Below are 15,440 nucleotides of genomic sequence, written 5' to 3' on the forward strand. Positions count from 1 at the left end.
GCGCATTACAAGCGCTCAGGAAAGCAGCACAGCACTGAAGGCAAAATCGCTTGGCAGAATGCCAGAATTTAACCGGCATTCCGGGCAGGCCTCTCTAAAAAGAGTGTTTTCACACAGCCTGTGTCCCCAGCCCGCCGCCGTCGGAGCCCACGGCGATCTTGCCCATCGCACTTCTCTAAGCAGGAATGAATTTCGCGAACGACGCCACGGTGGTGCAGTCACGCCGCAACTGGAGCGGATTGATGCCAGACCAGTTGCGGTGCACTCGCGGCATTCTATGGATGAGTGCTCATGACCGACCACCCGCTGCTGCGCCGACTGCCGAAATCCACTGACTGCTCCAATGACGAGCTGCTGGCGGCGTTTCTTGATTACGTGGCGGAGAAAAATCTGGAGCTGTACCCCGCACAGGAGGAGGCCATTCTGGAGCTGTTTGATGATCGCAATGTGATCCTCAACACGCCGACCGGTTCAGGCAAATCGCTGGTGGCGCTGGCACTGCATTTCCGATCACTGGCGAAGGGGCGGCGCTCCGTGTACACCTGCCCGATCAAGGCGCTGGTGAATGAAAAATTCCTCTCGCTGTGCCGCGACTTCGGCCCGGACAACGTGGGCATGGCCACGGGAGATGCGACGGTGAACCGCAACGCGCCCATCCTGTGCTGCACAGCGGAGATTCTGGCCAACTACGCGCTGCGCGATGGAGCGCAGGCCCCCTTCCGAGAGGTGATCATGGACGAGTTTCACTACTACTCGGACCGCGAGCGCGGCGTGGCATGGCAGGTGCCGCTGCTGACGATGAGCAACGCACGCTTTCTGCTGATGTCCGCCACCATGGGCGGCAGCGAGTTTTTCAAGGATGGGCTGACACGTCTGACCAAGGCCGAGACGACCATCGTGGCGGCGTACGAGAGGCCGGTGCCGCTGGAGTTTAGCTACGCGCAGACTTCGGTGGACGTGACGCTGCAGGAGCTGGTGGCGGCTAACAAGGCACCGGTGTATCTCGTACACTTCACGCAAAATGAGGCCGCACAAGCCGCGCAGGATTTGATGAGCCTGAACTTCTGCAGCACGTCGGAAAAGGCAGCGATCAAAGAGGCGATGGCCGGAGCGAAATTCACCAGCCCCTACGGCAAGGAAGTGAAGAAGTATTTGAGTCACGGCGTGGGCATTCATCATGCTGGGCTACTGCCGAAGTATCGCGTGCTGGTGGAGAAGCTGGCGCAGCGCGGCCTGCTGAAAGTCATCTGCGGCACGGACACGCTCGGCGTGGGTGTCAATGTGCCCATCCGCACCGTGCTGCTGACGCGGCTGAGCAAGTATGGCGGAGAAAAGGTGGCCACGCTGAGCGCGCGAGATTTCCACCAGATCACCGGGCGTGCCGGACGGCGCGGCTATGATGATGTCGGCTACGTGGTGTGCCAGGCGCCGGAGCATGTGGTGGAGAATGCGAAGATGGAGGCCAAGGCGGCGGGCGACGTGAAGAAGATGCGCAAGATGGTGAAGAAGAAGCCGCCCGAGGGCTTCGTGGGCTGGAACGAGGACACTTTTAAGAAGCTGCAAAACGCCGCGCCGGAGCCGCTGGCATCGCGCTTTCAAGTCTCGCACGGCATGCTGCTGCAGGTGCTGAGCCGCAAGGGAGATGAATGCGCCGCCATGCGTCAGCTCATCGCGGATTCGCATGAGACCACCAATGCGAAGAAGCAGCATGAGAAGCGAGCGTGGGAGCTGTTTCGCTCCCTAGTGCAGAGGAAGATCATCGAGATCATCCCACCCAGGAAGCGCGATGCAGACGGCACCAAGCTGCAACTGAATGTGGAGCTGCAGGAGGATTTCTCTCTGAACTACACGCTCTCGCTTTACCTCATCGACACGCTGGCGCTGATCGATCCCGCATCGCCCACGTATGCGGCGGATGTGATGACTCTGTGCGAATCCATCCTCGAAAACCCGGACATCATTCTGCGGCGGCAACTGGATCAAGTGAAGGACGAGGCCATGGTGGCGATGAAGAACGAGGGCATCCCGTATGAGGAGCGCATCGCCAAGCTGGAGGAGCTGGAATATCCGAAGCCTTGCCGCGACTTCATCTACAACACCTTCAATGCCTTCAGCGAGGCGCATCCGTGGATCGGCCAGGAGAACATCCGCCCCAAGAGCATCGCGCGGGAGATGTTTGAAAACTTCCGCAGCTTCAGCGACTACATCAACGACTATGAGCTGCAACGCACGGAGGGCGTGCTGCTGCGTCACCTTTCCAGTGTGCACAAAGTGCTCGCGCAGACGGTGCCCGATAACTTCAAAACGGAGCCGGTGCAGGAGATGGAGGCATGGCTGGCCGGCGTGCTGCGCGGCACGGACTCCAGCCTGCTGGATGAGTGGGAGCGCATGCGAGACCCGAATTACAAACCGGACGAAGTGAAGGAGAAACGCGAGGAGGCGCCGGACATCACGCGAAACAAGCGCGAATTTACCGCGCTCATCCGTACCGAGATCTTTCGCTTCCTGCGTGGACTTTCGGCGGAGAACTACGCCACTGCTGCGAGTGCCGTTGGCAGTGGATGGACTGCGGACACTCTGGCCGCCCAGATGGAGCCATACTATGCCGACCACGAGCGCATCCGCCTGGACAACGAAGCCCGCAACGGCCGCCACACCTACGTGGAACCGAGCGAGGACAACACGACGTGGCGCGTGTGCCAGGTGCTCATCGATCCCGAGGAACTGAACGACTGGCAGGCGGAGTTCAGCGTGGATTTGCCACTGGCGCGGGAGGATGGAAAGCCGACGCTGGTGCTGAAGAGTGTGGGGAAGATCGGGTGATGAGTGATGCGGGCACTCTTGCCCGCAATTCGAACCACCCTGGACGTTCGTTGCGGGCAGGAGTGCCCGCATCACTTGGGGCTACCTCTCCACCCTCACCGCCGAATGCTTATAGCTCGGCTGGCGGCTGTGGGGATCGAATGACGCATGCGTGAGCTGGTTCACGCGGTTGTCGTGCATGGGCAGGAAGACCTCACCGGGTTGCACGCAGGTGGTCAGGCGGGCTTTCGCTGTGAGCTCGGCGCGGATGGAGATGACGCGCACAGGCGTACCATCGCGGATGCCGAGGGAGTCGGCGTCCTGCGGATGGAGATCGAGCATGAGCTCCTGAGGCATCATCTTGGCGAGCACGGCGGACTTGCCCGTGCGTGTCTCGGTGTGCCACTGGGCGCTGGTGCCACGTCCGGTGATGAGGATGAGCGGATAGTCGGCGCTGCGCTGCTCGGGTGCGGCCTCGGGGGCATCAAAGACAAACTTGGCGCGCCTGTCGGGTGTGTAGAACTGACCGTCCTCAAACAGCCGCCGCTCTTTCCAGCTTGCTGCATTGAACTTGAAACCATCGTCTTTGGAAAGCGGCCACTGCACGCCGCCGGATTTTTGCACCATCTCGTGACCGTCGATGCCGGTGATGTCGCAGGGCTGCCCCTCGGTGCAGCGCTGCAACACGCGGAAGACGGCCTCGGGCGTGCTCCACGCGCGGAAGAGATCTTCGCAGCCCCAGTAGTGGGCGATAAGACGGAAGATGTGGAAATCGGCAAGCGCCTGGCCCGGAGCACGGCGCACCTTGGGGCTGTAGCCGATACGGCGCTCGCTGTTGATGAAGCAGCCGTCTTTCTCCCCCCAGCCTGCGGCGGGCAGCACGAGATGGGCGCGCTGGGCGGTCTCGGTGGTGCAGTACATGTCCTGCACGACGACAAAATCGAGCTTGTCGAGGATGCGGTTGATCTCGTTCTGATCGATCCACGAGTGGCTGGGATTGGTGGCGACAAACCAGAGCGCCTTCACGGTGCCTTCATCGGCGGCCTTGATGATCTGATCATACGCCAGACTCGGCCGATCCGGGATGCACTTCACAGGAATGCCGGTGGCGGCGGCCACCTTTTCACGATGGCGCGGATTGCGGAAGTCGTGGCCGCCCAGAAGATTCGTGGTGTTGGAAAACAGGCGCGAGCCCATGGCATTGCACTGGCCGGTGATGGAGTTGGCCCCGGTGCCGGGCTTGCCGATGTTTCCGGTCATGAGCGCCAGATTGATGATGGCCTGCGCGGTGCGTGTGGCCTGATGCCCCTGGTTCACCCCCATGGTCCACCAGAAGGAGACGCGTGGCGTACCTTGGATGATAGTCTGGGCGAAATGCACAAGGCGATGCACGCTAATGCCCGTCTCCTGCGAGACGCGCTCCGGATGATAGTCGTCGAGGAATGTTTGAAACTCATCAAAGCCGCTTGTGTGCTCTGCGACAAAGGCCGCGTCCACGCCGTCGTCACGGATGATGAGATGGGCGAGACCGTAAAGAAGGGTGAGGTCGCTTTTGGGCTTGATGGCATAATGCTGAGTGGCGGCCATGGCCGTCTCGGTGGCACGCGGGTCCACGACGATGATCTGCGGGTTGCGCTGATTGCGCAGCACGCGCTGCCACATGATGGGGTGGGCGATGCAGGGGTTGGCCCCGATGAAGACAAGGACATCGCTTTCTTCAAAATCTGCATACGTGAAGGGAGGCGCATCAAAGCCAAAGCTCTCCTTGTAGGCCGTCACGGCGGTGGCCATGCACTGGCGCGTGTTGCCATCGCCGTGGATCATGCCCATGCCAAACTTTGCCAGAGCACCGAGGAAGGCCATCTCCTCAAACATGATCTGCCCGGTGCTGATGAAGGCGGCGGCCTCGGGGCCGTGCTTGTCCAGCACGCTGCGCATCTGGTCGCAGAAATAGCGGAGCGCGGTGTCCCAGTCCACTTCCTTGCCATGCAGCAGGGGCATGCGCGCGCGGTCCGGAGCATCGAGCACGCTGAGAGCCTCCCAGCCCTTGGGGCAGGCGGTGCCGATATTGACGGGGTAGTCGGGGTCCGGAGTGAGATTGACAGCGGAGCCTTCCTTGAGATGCACCTTCAATCCGCAGCCGGTGGAGCAGAAGCCGCACACGGCCTTGGTGGCGGCATCTGGCAGCAGATGCGCGGGCACCTGCCCGAGTCCGAAGCGCGCGGGCTCGCGCACGAGATCGGCGGTGAGCGGGCCGTCCCACTCGCGCAAGGTCATGGCGGGCAGTTTCATCATGGTCAGTTTCCTGGCATTTTGGAGCCTGCTGAGGCGGTGAAGAAATACAGCCGCTCCATGAGCTGGCTGACAAAGGTGAGCAGCAACGAGAGCGTGAACATCCAGTGCGCAGAGGCACCGGCGGCGATGGTCACCGGAATGAGCAGGCCAGTGGCGATGAGAAGCAGCCCACGGCCTTCGAGATGACGCGAGAAATGCCGCTGCATGATGCGCGCGGACTTGTGCCAGGCACAGCCCTCCTCTGCCAGAGCGCGGCGGTAGGAGGAGATCTCCCAGAGGGACAGGCTCCAGCGGCACAGCAGCGAGACCACCATGGCCCACACGGCGGCAGGCTCCCCTGCCCAATGCCACACCGCAGCACACAACCCGGCACCGAGCAGCAGCGTGGTGCCGAGGAATTTGATGGCGACATTTTTCAGCGACCAGTAGGGCCTGCGTGTGTCCACATAGACCATGACGGAGCACCACACGGCTGCGAGTGCGGCGAATGCGGTGCCGGTGACTGCGAGGCGCATCCATTCCAGATTTCCCAGCCACCAAGTGGCAAAGATGGCCATGCCACCGGCGGGCAGCGCACCAAAGGCCATGATCTCGCGCGAGAGCCAGGATTTGCGCCAGCCGAGAAAGGCGCGCCAGGCTTTCAATGGCTGGCCGAGATGCAGCGTGCTGAGACCCACGCCTGCGAGTCCGACCACGAGCGCTGCGGCGCTGGCGAACGCGGCCTGCTTCAAAACGAGATGCTGCATCCACATGGCTGCGGCGCAGATGGCAAAGGCTCCGGCGCTCATCTGAGTGAGCACGAGCATCCATGCGAGCGGATCGTGATGACCGTGATCGAGGTCCAGCCTGCCGGAGTCGGCGGGCCGTGCGGCGTCTGGCACGGGCTGTGTGGAGACGTAGCTGGTGGTGGGGCGGGTGTAGCTGGAGTCAAACGCACCAGCGATGATGCTGCCACGATCTGGCACGGCATCGAGCTTCACGACTTTGATCTTGATGGCCTCATTGGGGCAGGACTGCACGCAGGCCGGGGCCTCGCCTTCCGCGAGGCGGCCCTGGCACATGTCGCACTTCCGCACGATGCCACGCTTGAGATTGAACTTCGGCACGTCATACGGGCATTTCAGGATGCAGTAGCTGCAGCCGATGCATTGGTCATCCAAATGACGCACGATGCCGGTGGTGGCGTCCTTGTCGTAGGCCAGCACGGGGCAGCCCTCCGCGCAGGCGGGATCGGCGCAGTGATGGCAGGCGGTGGTGACGGTCTGCAGATAGGGCTGCTTGCGAGTGCCCACCAGCAGGCCCATGTCCCGCCAGCTCTCGCCTTCATCCAACCCATTGAGGGAATGGCAGGCGGCCACGCAGGCCTTGCAGCCGGTGCAGGCGTCGAGATTGACCTCAAACGCATACTGCTCTCCCGGGCTGGGTTTGCTGAGCGGGATCAGATGGGTGAAGCGCTCCCGCACGGAGCGGGAGTCGTATTCGTCCGAAAAGAGCGCGACAGGAGTGCGCAGAGTCTGCTGCTCGCGAAGGGCAGCGTCGATAATGCTGAGGCCGTTGCCGCCGGCTGAGATCGAGCGCTCCATGTCGCGGATCATAGTTTAGCAGCTGAAGACCTCCTGAAGCTGGCCCACGGTGTGGCGGTTGCAGAAAGCGTGGAAGCTTTCCCCTTCTGTGCGCTGCGCCTGATAGCCTTTGAGCATGGCCTCCAGCGTGGTGCCGAGGGACTCGAAAGCGACTCCGCTGAAGATCTGGCGGCCAATCTTTCGATTCTCGCCAAAACCACCTCCTACTGTGATGTGGTAGCCTTCTCCGCTTTCGGATTTCACCTTGGTGCCGAGCAGGCCGATGTCTCCCATGAAGTGCTGGGCGCAGGAGTGGGCGCAGCCGGTGAAGTGAATGTTCACGGGCTTGTCGAGCTTCACGCGCTTGTCGAGATACTCCATCATGGCGATGGCGTGGCCCTTGGTGTCGCTGGCGGCGAACTTGCAGTACTTGTTTCCCGTGCAGGCGACGAAGCCGCTTTTGAGATTGGACTGCTCACTGGGGAAGCCGAGTTTTTTCAAGGACTTTGCCACCGTGGCGGCGTAAGCGCTCTTGATGTTCGGGATGATGAAATTCTGCCACACGGTGAGGCGGATCTCGCCGGTGCCGTAGCTGTCCGCGAGATCTGCGATGCGGTCGAGCTGCTTGGCGGTGAGCTGGCCCACGGGAACACTCGCTCCGATGTAAACGAGGCCTTCCTGCTTCTGCGGAAAGGCGCCCACATGGGAGTGGCCCTGCTGGGAAAACTCACGCTTCGCCTGGCATGGCGCATCAGGCGCCAGACGGGTGAGCTTGAACTTGAGGAATTTTTCGGTCTCCACGAGGACACCGTACAAGCCCTTGTCTTCCACGACATACTTGAAGCGCGCCTTCTTGCGGTTGGTGCGATCTCCGAACTGAATGAACACACGCAGCAGGGCGACCATGACGTCATTGAGCTGCTCGGGTTTCACGATCACGCCCCAGTCGCTGGCGAAGGTCTGATGGCCCGTGACACCGCCGAGGGCAATGCGGAAGTACACGCCGGGTTCGATGCCTTCGCTGTTCTCGCCGATCTTCACGGCGCTGGCACCAATGTCGTTGGTGTCTTCCACGGCAGAGATGAGGCCGCCGCCATCGTAGGCGATGTTGAATTTGCGCGGCAGATCGTAGAACTCCTTGGAGGCGATGATGAGGGTGGCAAGTTCATTGACCAGCGGGCGCACATCGATGAGCTCATACGGATCATAGCCCGCGCATGGGTTCATGGTGATGTTGCGGATGTTGTCCGCACCAGCGCCTTTGGAGTGAAGGCCGCAGCCTTGAATACGGCGCAGCACCTCGGGGCAGTTTTTCGGCTCGATGAGGCGAATCTGGAAGTTGTTGCGCGTGGTGATCTGGATGTAGCCGGTGGTCAGCTCACGGGCGATGGCGGCCAGCTCGCGGAGCTGGTAGCTCTTCACGATGCCACCGGGAATGCGCAGGCGGCACATGTAGCCGTCCTTCACCGGATTGAGCCAGAAGAGGCCGTTCCACTTGTAGCGGAAGACGGATTCAGGCTCGGGCTTGGCATTCCAGCGCGCGTCCATCACGAGCTGTTCGATGGCATCGAAGGGATGCAACTCCCGCTTGATGCGCTCCTCCTTGGTGAGGTCATCGAGCGCGGGGCCGGCAGGGGCCGCGGCGGCAGGTGCGGGAGCGAGATCGCCAAAGGAGACACCACCGGCGGCGATGCCGGCGAAAAAGCCTTCGAGGTAGCGCTTCTGCTCTCCGGAAAAATCCGCGTTCATGGGAGTGGCGACGGCGGGTGGTTCAATAGACATCGCGGGCATAGCGTTTCTCCTTTTTCATCTGGTTGACGTAGGCGGCGGCTTCCTCGGCGGACTTGCCACCAGCGGTTTGAATGATGCTGTGCAGCGCATCATCGACATCCTTGGCCATGCGCTTGGCATCGCCGCAGACGTAGAAGTGCGCGCCTTCCTCCAGCCACTGCCAGAGTTCGGTGGCGGCCTGGAGCATGCGGGTCTGCACGTAGATCTTCTCCTGTTGATCCCGGCTGAAGGCGGTGTCCAGCCGTGTGAGATGGCCCTTCTGCACCCACTCGATGATCTGATCATGGTAGAGGAAATCAGTGGCGCGTTTCTGATCGCCAAAGAACAGCCAGTTTTTGCCGGGAGCCTGGGTGGCCTCGCGCTCTTCCAAAAAGGCACGGAAGGGAGCGATGCCGGTGCCAGGACCTACCATGATGACGGGCTTGGTGAGATCCGTGGGGAGGCGGAAATGATTCGCTGCGTGGAAGTAGATGCCCGTCGTTTCCTCAAGTGGAAGGCGATCCGCGAGGAAGGTGGAGGCCACGCCTTTGTGCGCGACGCCATCGGTGGAGTAGCGCACGGCGGCGATGCAAAGGTGCACCTCGTCCGCATGCGATTTGATGCTGGAGGCGATGGAGTAGAGGCGGGGTTGGAGCTTGCGCAGATTTTCGATAAAGCTGGTGAGTGTGATGCCTGCCTCGGCGGCCTTGCCGAAGAAGCTGCGGACTTCGTAGTGCTTGATCAAAGCCTCGCGCAAAGGTGCGGTGCCACCGTCTGGCAGTGCGACGAGGGCCTGGGGATCGAAGACATGAGCGGCGATGACGGCATCCACCACCTCAGGGCAGTTTTGCACGTGCACGCCGAGGGCGTCTCCCACCTCATAAGTGAGACCGCTGCCGGCGAGAGAGAAACCGATGTGGCGGGTGTCTTTGCTGCTGCCGCGGCTGTTGAGCGGTGTGTTATAGATCAGCTTGGCAGGAAAGGGATTCTTCTTGCTGTACCCGGTTTCGACTTCCTCCACTTCTTCCGCTGCGGCGGCGGGCGCGGCAGCAGCACCACTCAATGCGGTGAAGGCCGTGGCGCTCCACTTTTTGGCAAGAGCGTCAAACTCCACATCGCAATCGACGCGATCGGCGATGCGCTTGGCACCAAGCTCTTCAAGCCGGGCGTCGAGCTTTTTGCCGGCGAGGCAGAAGGTGTCTCCGTAGTTTTTGTCGCCGAGGGCGAGGACGCTGAACTGCACGCCGTCGAGCTTGGGGCTGCTGCCGTTTTGGTTGATGCTGTCCCAGAAGGAGACGGCATTGTCTGGCATGTCCCCTTCCCCCCAGGTGCTGGTGATGAGGAGGACGTTCTTGTCCTTGAGGAGATCAGCGGGTTGCAGCGAGTCGAGGCCCGCAGCGCGCGCTGCGAAGCCCCGACCCGATGCTTCCCTGGCCAGCCGCTTGGCCAAACTTTCCGCGTTGCCGCTCTGACTGCCGAACGCGATGAGCAAAGGCTGTTTTGACTCGGTGGGTGCGGCTCCGGCGGGAGCGGCACCTCGATTGAGGACTCCGGCGAGGAATCCATTCAGCCAGGCGCGTTGCTCGGCTGAGAAGGGTGCGTTTTCAGGAATGATGGGGACTGATTTCATTGCGGCGGCGGTGGGGGAATTTGTGTTCATCACTTCTGGTCGAGCAGCTTGAAGACCAGCCAGATGGTGGTGAGCAGAAGGACGAAGAATCCGGTCTTGTAGAAGGCGAGCGGGTTGCGCTCGAGCAGAGGCGTGTCCTCTTCATAAAAAGGCTGCACGCGCTCGGGATGATTGATGTCGTGGACCAGCTCCGAGTAGTGCTGGTAGCGGCGCTGGGGCTTGATGGCGATGGCGCGGTGAATGACGGCCTCCAGCCACGAAGGGATGTTTGGATTGATTTTGGAAAGGCGCTTTGCGGGATGAAAAACGGGCGTCTGAAAGCGCTCGATCTCGCCATAGGGAAGTTTGCCGGTGAGCGCCTGATAGAGCGTGACGCCCATGGCAAAAATCTCCGTGCGCTCGCTGATGGGCGCGCTGTGAAAACGCTCCGGGGCGAGATAGCTGGCGGTGCCTGCACGGGAGGAGACGGAGAAGATGGAGGCGGCGCTGCCGAGGTCCACCAGCTTGAAGGTGAGGCGTGTGTAGTCGCCGATGCAGAGGATGTTCTCCGGCTTGATGTCGCCATGGGCGAGGTCCAGGCGCAGCAGCACCTGCGCGGCATCGGCGAGGAATTTTCCCAGCGCGATGGCGGAGTCCACGGAGAGCTTGCGCTCGCGCAGCACGGCGGAGAGGCTGGGCGCATCGGCAAACTCCATGAGGTAGTAGCGCATGGTCTGCCCTGGCGGCTCATACGAGCGGACGAAGTGCGCGGACTGGGCGCGGGTGGCGTTCCAGATTTCGTGCGTGAAGGCTTCGAGATGCGGGGCGCTGTCGATGGCCTCGGTCGGGGCAAACTTCATGACGACGCGATGACCGTCTTTCTCTGCCAGCCAGACGCGGCTGGTTCCATGGAATGAGCGCACGAGCTCGTAGCCGTCGATCACGTCCCCTTTGTTCAAGACAGCGGGAATGGTGAGGGCGCGTGCATTCATGGCGTGAAGTCTGCCGGTTTGATGAATGTCCAGCACGAGGGCGCTCATGTCATCCAGCGTCTCCTCCTTTGCCTGCTGGCGTGCGGTGAGCACGATGCTGCGGGCCGAGCTGTGGCGTGAGAGGGCGGTGGCGAGCTCCGGCTGCGAGACGTGATTGGACACACCGTCTGAGCACAGCAGGGCGACATCGCCATCCTGCAGCGTGAGGGAGAAGCAGGCAGGCTCGATCTCCGAGTTCATGCCGAGTGCGCGGGTGAGGATGTGGGTGCGCCCCTGCTCCTGCTCCACATGCGCGGTGGAAAGCGTGTGCAGATCTCCATTGCGCCAAAGGCAGACGGAGGAGTCGCCGAGATTGATGCCATGCAGCGTGTCGCCTTCGATCACCACGGCAGCGAGGGTGGCCACCATCTCGGTGCGTTCATAGCGCACCTGCGACTCCTGATACAGGGACTGATTGAGGATGCGGGCAAAGGTGGCGAGCGCCTGCTGAGGCGACCATGAGCGCGGGCGTGCGCTGTAGTGCTCGATGAGCGAACTCACCGCACGCTTTGCGGCCTCACGCGCCGGCTCGCCGCTGCCAGCACCGTCGCTGAGCACAGCGATGACGGTCTGGTCCCACGCACGCACGTCGAAGGCATCGGAAGAAGGAGTGCCTTCTTCGCGGGCCATGCCGTGACTGGTGGTGAGGATTTTCATTCGCTGCAGATCAGGAGGTGAGATCAGATGCGTGCGTCAGCGATGGCGCCCCAGGTGGTGCGCCAGCGGAGCTTGACGAAATTGAGACCGATGAGGGCGAGGATGCAGAGGGTGGAAAAGGCGAGCAGGCCCGCGAGGTAGCTGCCGGTGAGGCCCTTGGAATAACCCAGCGAACTGGCGAGCATGAAGCCGCCGAGGCCGCCACCACATCCTACCAGACCGGTCATCACGCCTATGTCCTTGGCAAATCGCTGCGGGAGGAGCTGAAAAACGGAGCCATTGGCCATGCCGAAGGCGCAGGAGGCGAGGAAGAAACCGAGAGCGCAGAGATAGATCGATCCCGCGAAGGCTGCGAGCACCAAGGCCAGCGCGGCGCTGAGGAAGAAGACGTGCAGCGCGCGGATGCCGCCGAGGCGGTCTGCCAGAGCACCGCCGACCGGCCTGCCCAGTGCACCCACGAGCGTGCACATGGCCGCCCACATGCCGGCCTCCACAGGTGCGAGATGAAACTCGGAGGTGAAGTAGATGATGAGAGATGCGGCAAGGCCGGAGAAGCCGCCAAAGCTGATGGTGTAGAAGAAGCAGAACCAGTGCGCGTCTTTTTCCTTCAGCAGGTTGGCATAGTCTTTAAAGGTCTTCTTTTTCACCTGCACCTGCGCCTCTTTGGAAAAGACCATGTAAATCACGAGCACGAGGACCAGCGGGATGAGGGCAAGACCGAAGACGGCATTCCAGCCATAGCTGACGGCGAGACGCGGGGCGAGGATGGCATCGATAACGACGCCGACATTGCCCGCACCGGCGAGGCCGAGCACGAGACCCTGCATGTTTGGCGGATACCAGCGGCCCGCCTGCGGCAGCGCCACGGCAAAGCTGGCACCGGCGACGCCGAGAACAAAACCAAGCATGAGCGTGTGGGAGAACTGGTGCAGGCCGGTGAGCCATGCGGTGGTCATGCCCGCGATGACGATGAGCTGGGCGATGATGCCGGTGTTTTTGGCACCGATGCGGTCCACCAGCATGCCGAGCAGGATGCGGATGAACGCGCCCGAGAGATAGGGCACCGCAACCATGAGGCCCTTCTGCTGGGGGGTGAGCCCCAGTGAAGCGCCGATCTGCGCGCCAAGCGCACCCAGGATGGTCCAGACCATGAAGCTGACATCAAAGTAAAGAAATGACGTGAGCAGCGTGGGCCAGTGTCCTGAGGTTTTAAGATCGGAGAATTTCATGGAAGGGCGGGGTGTTGGGCTGCCTCATGATTAAGCTGCACGCGTGCCAAGTCGGTGCCGAAGAATGAGAATCATCTTGAATCGTTTTTGTAATATCCATGAATAACATTCATGCCTATTCCGCCACACGGCTGCGCGTTATGGAATCGCGGCAGCCGGTGGCGGGAGAGCGGACAGATCAGAAGTCGATCTGCATCTGCACGTAGCCAAACTGGGCGTTGCTGGAGAAGCCGGTGTCACGAAGATACTGGCCGGCGACGAAGTAGCTGTAACCCGTGAGCATGGCCACGTGAGGGTTGATCTTGTAGCTCACGGTGAGGTCAAACTCCTGGCCGCGGAAGCTGCTGGCGGAGCTGGAGGCGGCATTCAGCGGTCGCACCTTGGTGGTGCCGTTGGCGCGATACCAGGCATCCGCATTGTTGGCATTCCAGTAAAGGTGGTAGTCCAGCATGACCTTCATCTTCGGCGTGGGCATGAAGCTGAAGTTCACCTGGGGATTGTGCACGTTCTGCCAGGCCGTGGTGTCCATGTAGCCATAGAAGAGGTGGTTCGTGGGGAAGAGGTTCTGGAAGGTGCCGACCTTGTTGTCATTGGGGCTGCCGTCTCCTGAGGCGTAGTTATACTGAAGGCCAAAGCGTGGCTTCCATGGCGATTTCAGCCAGTTGTAGCCCGCACCCCAGTGGCCTGCATAAGCAGTGAGAGAGCGACCGCCGACCTTGCCGGTCTGAAAGTCCATCTCGGTTTCGTAGTCAAAGCCGTTGAGCTTCTTCGGATCGCCTTTCCACAGAGTGCCGAGTGTGACGAAGCTCGTGGAGCCGATGGGCGCGCCGAAATTGGCCGTGCCATCGTCGCGGTAATGCAGAGCGTAGAAGTCGGTGGTGGTGTTGAAGGGAACAAACAGCGTGCTCAGGTAGAGGCCGCTGAGGAAGGCATTGCGGTGGTCGGTCTGATCGAGGAAATCGGACTTGTTCCACTTGTTGTTCGTGAAGGTCACGGGGCTGGCGGTGAAGGCATCCAGGGACCACTTGGTGGAGGTGTAGCGGAACTTGAATGCATCAAACGTGCGCGCCTGATTGGCCCACTCAAGAGGCCCGATGAGACGCTGATCCCCGAAGGCGAGGAACTGGCGGCCCAGCGTGGCGCTGAAACCCTTCTTGGCATTGCCGAGCTGCACGTAGGCTTTGAGGATGTCGAAGATGTCATCCCCTTCCGCACCGCCCACGCCGATCTGGCGCGCACGGCTGCCACCGATCTCGCGCACATCCTGGCCTTGGACGTAGAGCTTGATCCAGGGGTTCACATCATAGCCCACGCCGAGGCGGAAGCGCTGCAGGAGCCAGGCGGCGTCCTGAGGGCTGTTGAGGGCGCTGTTGAAGTCGAAGTTGTTGTCACGGACTTCGTAGCGCATTTTTTCCTGCACATCGAAGGTGAACTTGCCCAGCTTCATCGGCGCATAGGCCGGCGGAGGAGGCGCGAGGGTGAAGCCCGGGACGGGAGGCGGAGGTGCGGGCGCCGTGGTTTTGGCGGCGGGAGTCTGGGCAGTTGCCAGCGAGGAAGTCGCCAGCAAGAGGGGGAGAAGCCTTTTCATGGGATGAGGATGTATGTGGGTATGTTGTTGGATCGGCTAAGCGGCGGCTTGCAGGGAAATGGGGGAGTGGCGGGCGAGTTCGGCGGCCATGTCGGGCGAGGGCACAAACTTCGGATCGCGGCTGGGACGGATGTGCGACTTGTCGTTGAGGAAGGTGATGAGGTGCTCGCGCAGCTCGTAGTAGCGGGGATCTTCCATGATCTGCTTGCGGTTGCGCGGACGCTCGAAAGGGATGTTCAGGATGTCTCCCACCTCGGCCTCGGGGCCGTCGGTCATCATCACCACGCGGTCGGAGAGGAAGATGGCCTCATCCACATCATGAGTGACCATGAGGGTGGTGATGCGGTTGCGGCGCCAGAGATCGAGGAGGACCTCCTGAAGCTCGTAGCGTGTGAGCGAGTCCAGCATGCCGAAAGGCTCATCGAGCAGCAGCATCTTGGGCTGCAGTGCGAAGGCGCGGGCGATGCCGACGCGCTGGCGCATGCCCTGCGAAAGCTCGCCGGGATATTTGTGCATCGCATCTCCAAGACCGACGATGGTGAGGTAATACTCGGCCATCTGACGGCGCTCGGTTTTGCTGGCGGTGAAATAAACCTGATTCACGCCGAGCATGACGTTTTCAAAAGCTGTCATCCAAGGCAGGAGGCAGGGAGATTGAAACACAATGCCACGATCTGGGCCGGGGCCGCTGGCCTCACGACCTGCGAGGATCATGTTGCCCTGGCTGAGATCGCTCAAGCCGGCCACCATCATGAGGACGGTGCTTTTGCCGCAGCCGCTGTGGCCGATGAGCGTGGCAAACTCGCCTTCCTTCAGTTTGAGATTGAAGTTTTTGACGATCGTTGAGGGACCTTTCGGGGTGTCGTAGGTCTTCCACAGACGGTCGAGTTCGAGCAT

The 15,440-nt window shown here is 61.4% G+C and carries 10 protein-coding genes; 2 read left to right on the forward strand and 8 right to left on the reverse strand.

The annotated features are described in order from the left end of the window. Together ACILSO_RS29970 and ACILSO_RS29975 are read left to right on the forward strand one after the other, a co-directional pair. Positions 1-295: hypothetical protein (locus tag ACILSO_RS29970; protein ID WP_395741179.1), on the forward strand; the 295-nt coding region annotated here is incomplete at its 5' end. Continuing rightward, positions 292-2,823, forward strand: a complete 2,532-nt coding sequence (locus ACILSO_RS29975) for a DEAD/DEAH box helicase (RefSeq protein WP_395741180.1) — start codon at positions 292-294, stop codon at positions 2,821-2,823. The genes ACILSO_RS29970 and ACILSO_RS29975, both read left to right, overlap by 4 nt. An 81-nt stretch (positions 2,824-2,904) precedes the next feature. Here the strand turns inward: ACILSO_RS29975 and ACILSO_RS29980 are convergent, their stop codons facing one another. The 8 genes from ACILSO_RS29980 to ACILSO_RS30015 form a co-directional block, all read right to left on the reverse strand. Beyond that, positions 2,905-5,097, reverse strand: a complete 2,193-nt coding sequence (locus tag ACILSO_RS29980; protein ID WP_395741181.1) for a molybdopterin oxidoreductase family protein — start codon at positions 5,095-5,097, stop codon at positions 2,905-2,907. Positions 5,098-5,099: 2 nt separating this feature from the next. Beyond that, on the reverse strand, positions 5,100-6,680 hold the full coding sequence (locus ACILSO_RS29985) for a DmsC/YnfH family molybdoenzyme membrane anchor subunit (protein ID WP_395741182.1): 1,581 nt from the start codon (positions 6,678-6,680) through the stop codon (positions 5,100-5,102). A gap of 15 nt (positions 6,681-6,695) precedes the next feature. After that, positions 6,696-8,441, reverse strand: a complete 1,746-nt coding sequence (locus tag ACILSO_RS29990; RefSeq protein ID WP_395741183.1) for a NirA family protein — start codon at positions 8,439-8,441, stop codon at positions 6,696-6,698. After that, complete coding sequence (locus ACILSO_RS29995) at positions 8,431-10,059, reverse strand: sulfite reductase flavoprotein subunit alpha (protein WP_395741184.1); 1,629 nt, start codon at positions 10,057-10,059, stop codon at positions 8,431-8,433. The genes ACILSO_RS29990 and ACILSO_RS29995 overlap by 11 nt, the downstream gene beginning before the upstream one ends. A gap of 29 nt (positions 10,060-10,088) precedes the next feature. Further along, positions 10,089-11,726, reverse strand: a complete 1,638-nt coding sequence (locus ACILSO_RS30000; protein WP_395741185.1) for a protein kinase domain-containing protein — start codon at positions 11,724-11,726, stop codon at positions 10,089-10,091. Positions 11,727-11,749: 23 nt separating this feature from the next. Next, the gene (locus tag ACILSO_RS30005; protein ID WP_395741186.1) at positions 11,750-12,955 is read right to left on the reverse strand and encodes a nitrate/nitrite transporter; all 1,206 of its coding nucleotides are present in this window, start codon (positions 12,953-12,955) and stop codon (positions 11,750-11,752) included. A gap of 178 nt (positions 12,956-13,133) precedes the next feature. Further along, on the reverse strand, positions 13,134-14,543 hold the full coding sequence (locus tag ACILSO_RS30010) for an alginate export family protein (RefSeq protein ID WP_395741187.1): 1,410 nt from the start codon (positions 14,541-14,543) through the stop codon (positions 13,134-13,136). Between the two features lie 36 nt (positions 14,544-14,579). Continuing rightward, on the reverse strand, positions 14,580-15,440 hold the full coding sequence (locus ACILSO_RS30015; protein WP_395741232.1) for an ABC transporter ATP-binding protein: 861 nt from the start codon (positions 15,438-15,440) through the stop codon (positions 14,580-14,582).

The sequence above is a fragment of the Prosthecobacter sp. genome, assembly GCF_044226605.1.
Classification (GTDB): domain Bacteria; phylum Verrucomicrobiota; class Verrucomicrobiia; order Verrucomicrobiales; family Verrucomicrobiaceae; genus Prosthecobacter.

Excerpts from the sequence above, each read along its gene's own strand:
- ACILSO_RS30005 (WP_395741186.1), bottom strand. The coding sequence starts at position 12,955 with ATGAAATTCTCCGATCTTAAAACCTCAGGACACTGGCCCACGCTGCTC.
- ACILSO_RS29980 (WP_395741181.1), bottom strand. The coding sequence starts at position 5,097 with ATGATGAAACTGCCCGCCATGACCTTGCGCGAGTGGGACGGCCCGCTC.
- ACILSO_RS29990 (WP_395741183.1), bottom strand. The coding sequence starts at position 8,441 with ATGTCTATTGAACCACCCGCCGTCGCCACTCCCATGAACGCGGATTTT.
- ACILSO_RS30010 (WP_395741187.1), bottom strand. The coding sequence starts at position 14,543 with ATGAAAAGGCTTCTCCCCCTCTTGCTGGCGACTTCCTCGCTGGCAACT.
- ACILSO_RS30000 (WP_395741185.1), bottom strand. The coding sequence starts at position 11,726 with ATGAAAATCCTCACCACCAGTCACGGCATGGCCCGCGAAGAAGGCACT.
- ACILSO_RS29995 (WP_395741184.1), bottom strand. The coding sequence starts at position 10,059 with ATGAAATCAGTCCCCATCATTCCTGAAAACGCACCCTTCTCAGCCGAG.
- ACILSO_RS30015 (WP_395741232.1), bottom strand. The coding sequence starts at position 15,440 with ATGCTCGAACTCGACCGTCTGTGGAAGACCTACGACACCCCGAAAGGT.
- ACILSO_RS29985 (WP_395741182.1), bottom strand. The coding sequence starts at position 6,680 with ATGGAGCGCTCGATCTCAGCCGGCGGCAACGGCCTCAGCATTATCGAC.
- ACILSO_RS29975 (WP_395741180.1), top strand. The coding sequence starts at position 292 with ATGACCGACCACCCGCTGCTGCGCCGACTGCCGAAATCCACTGACTGC.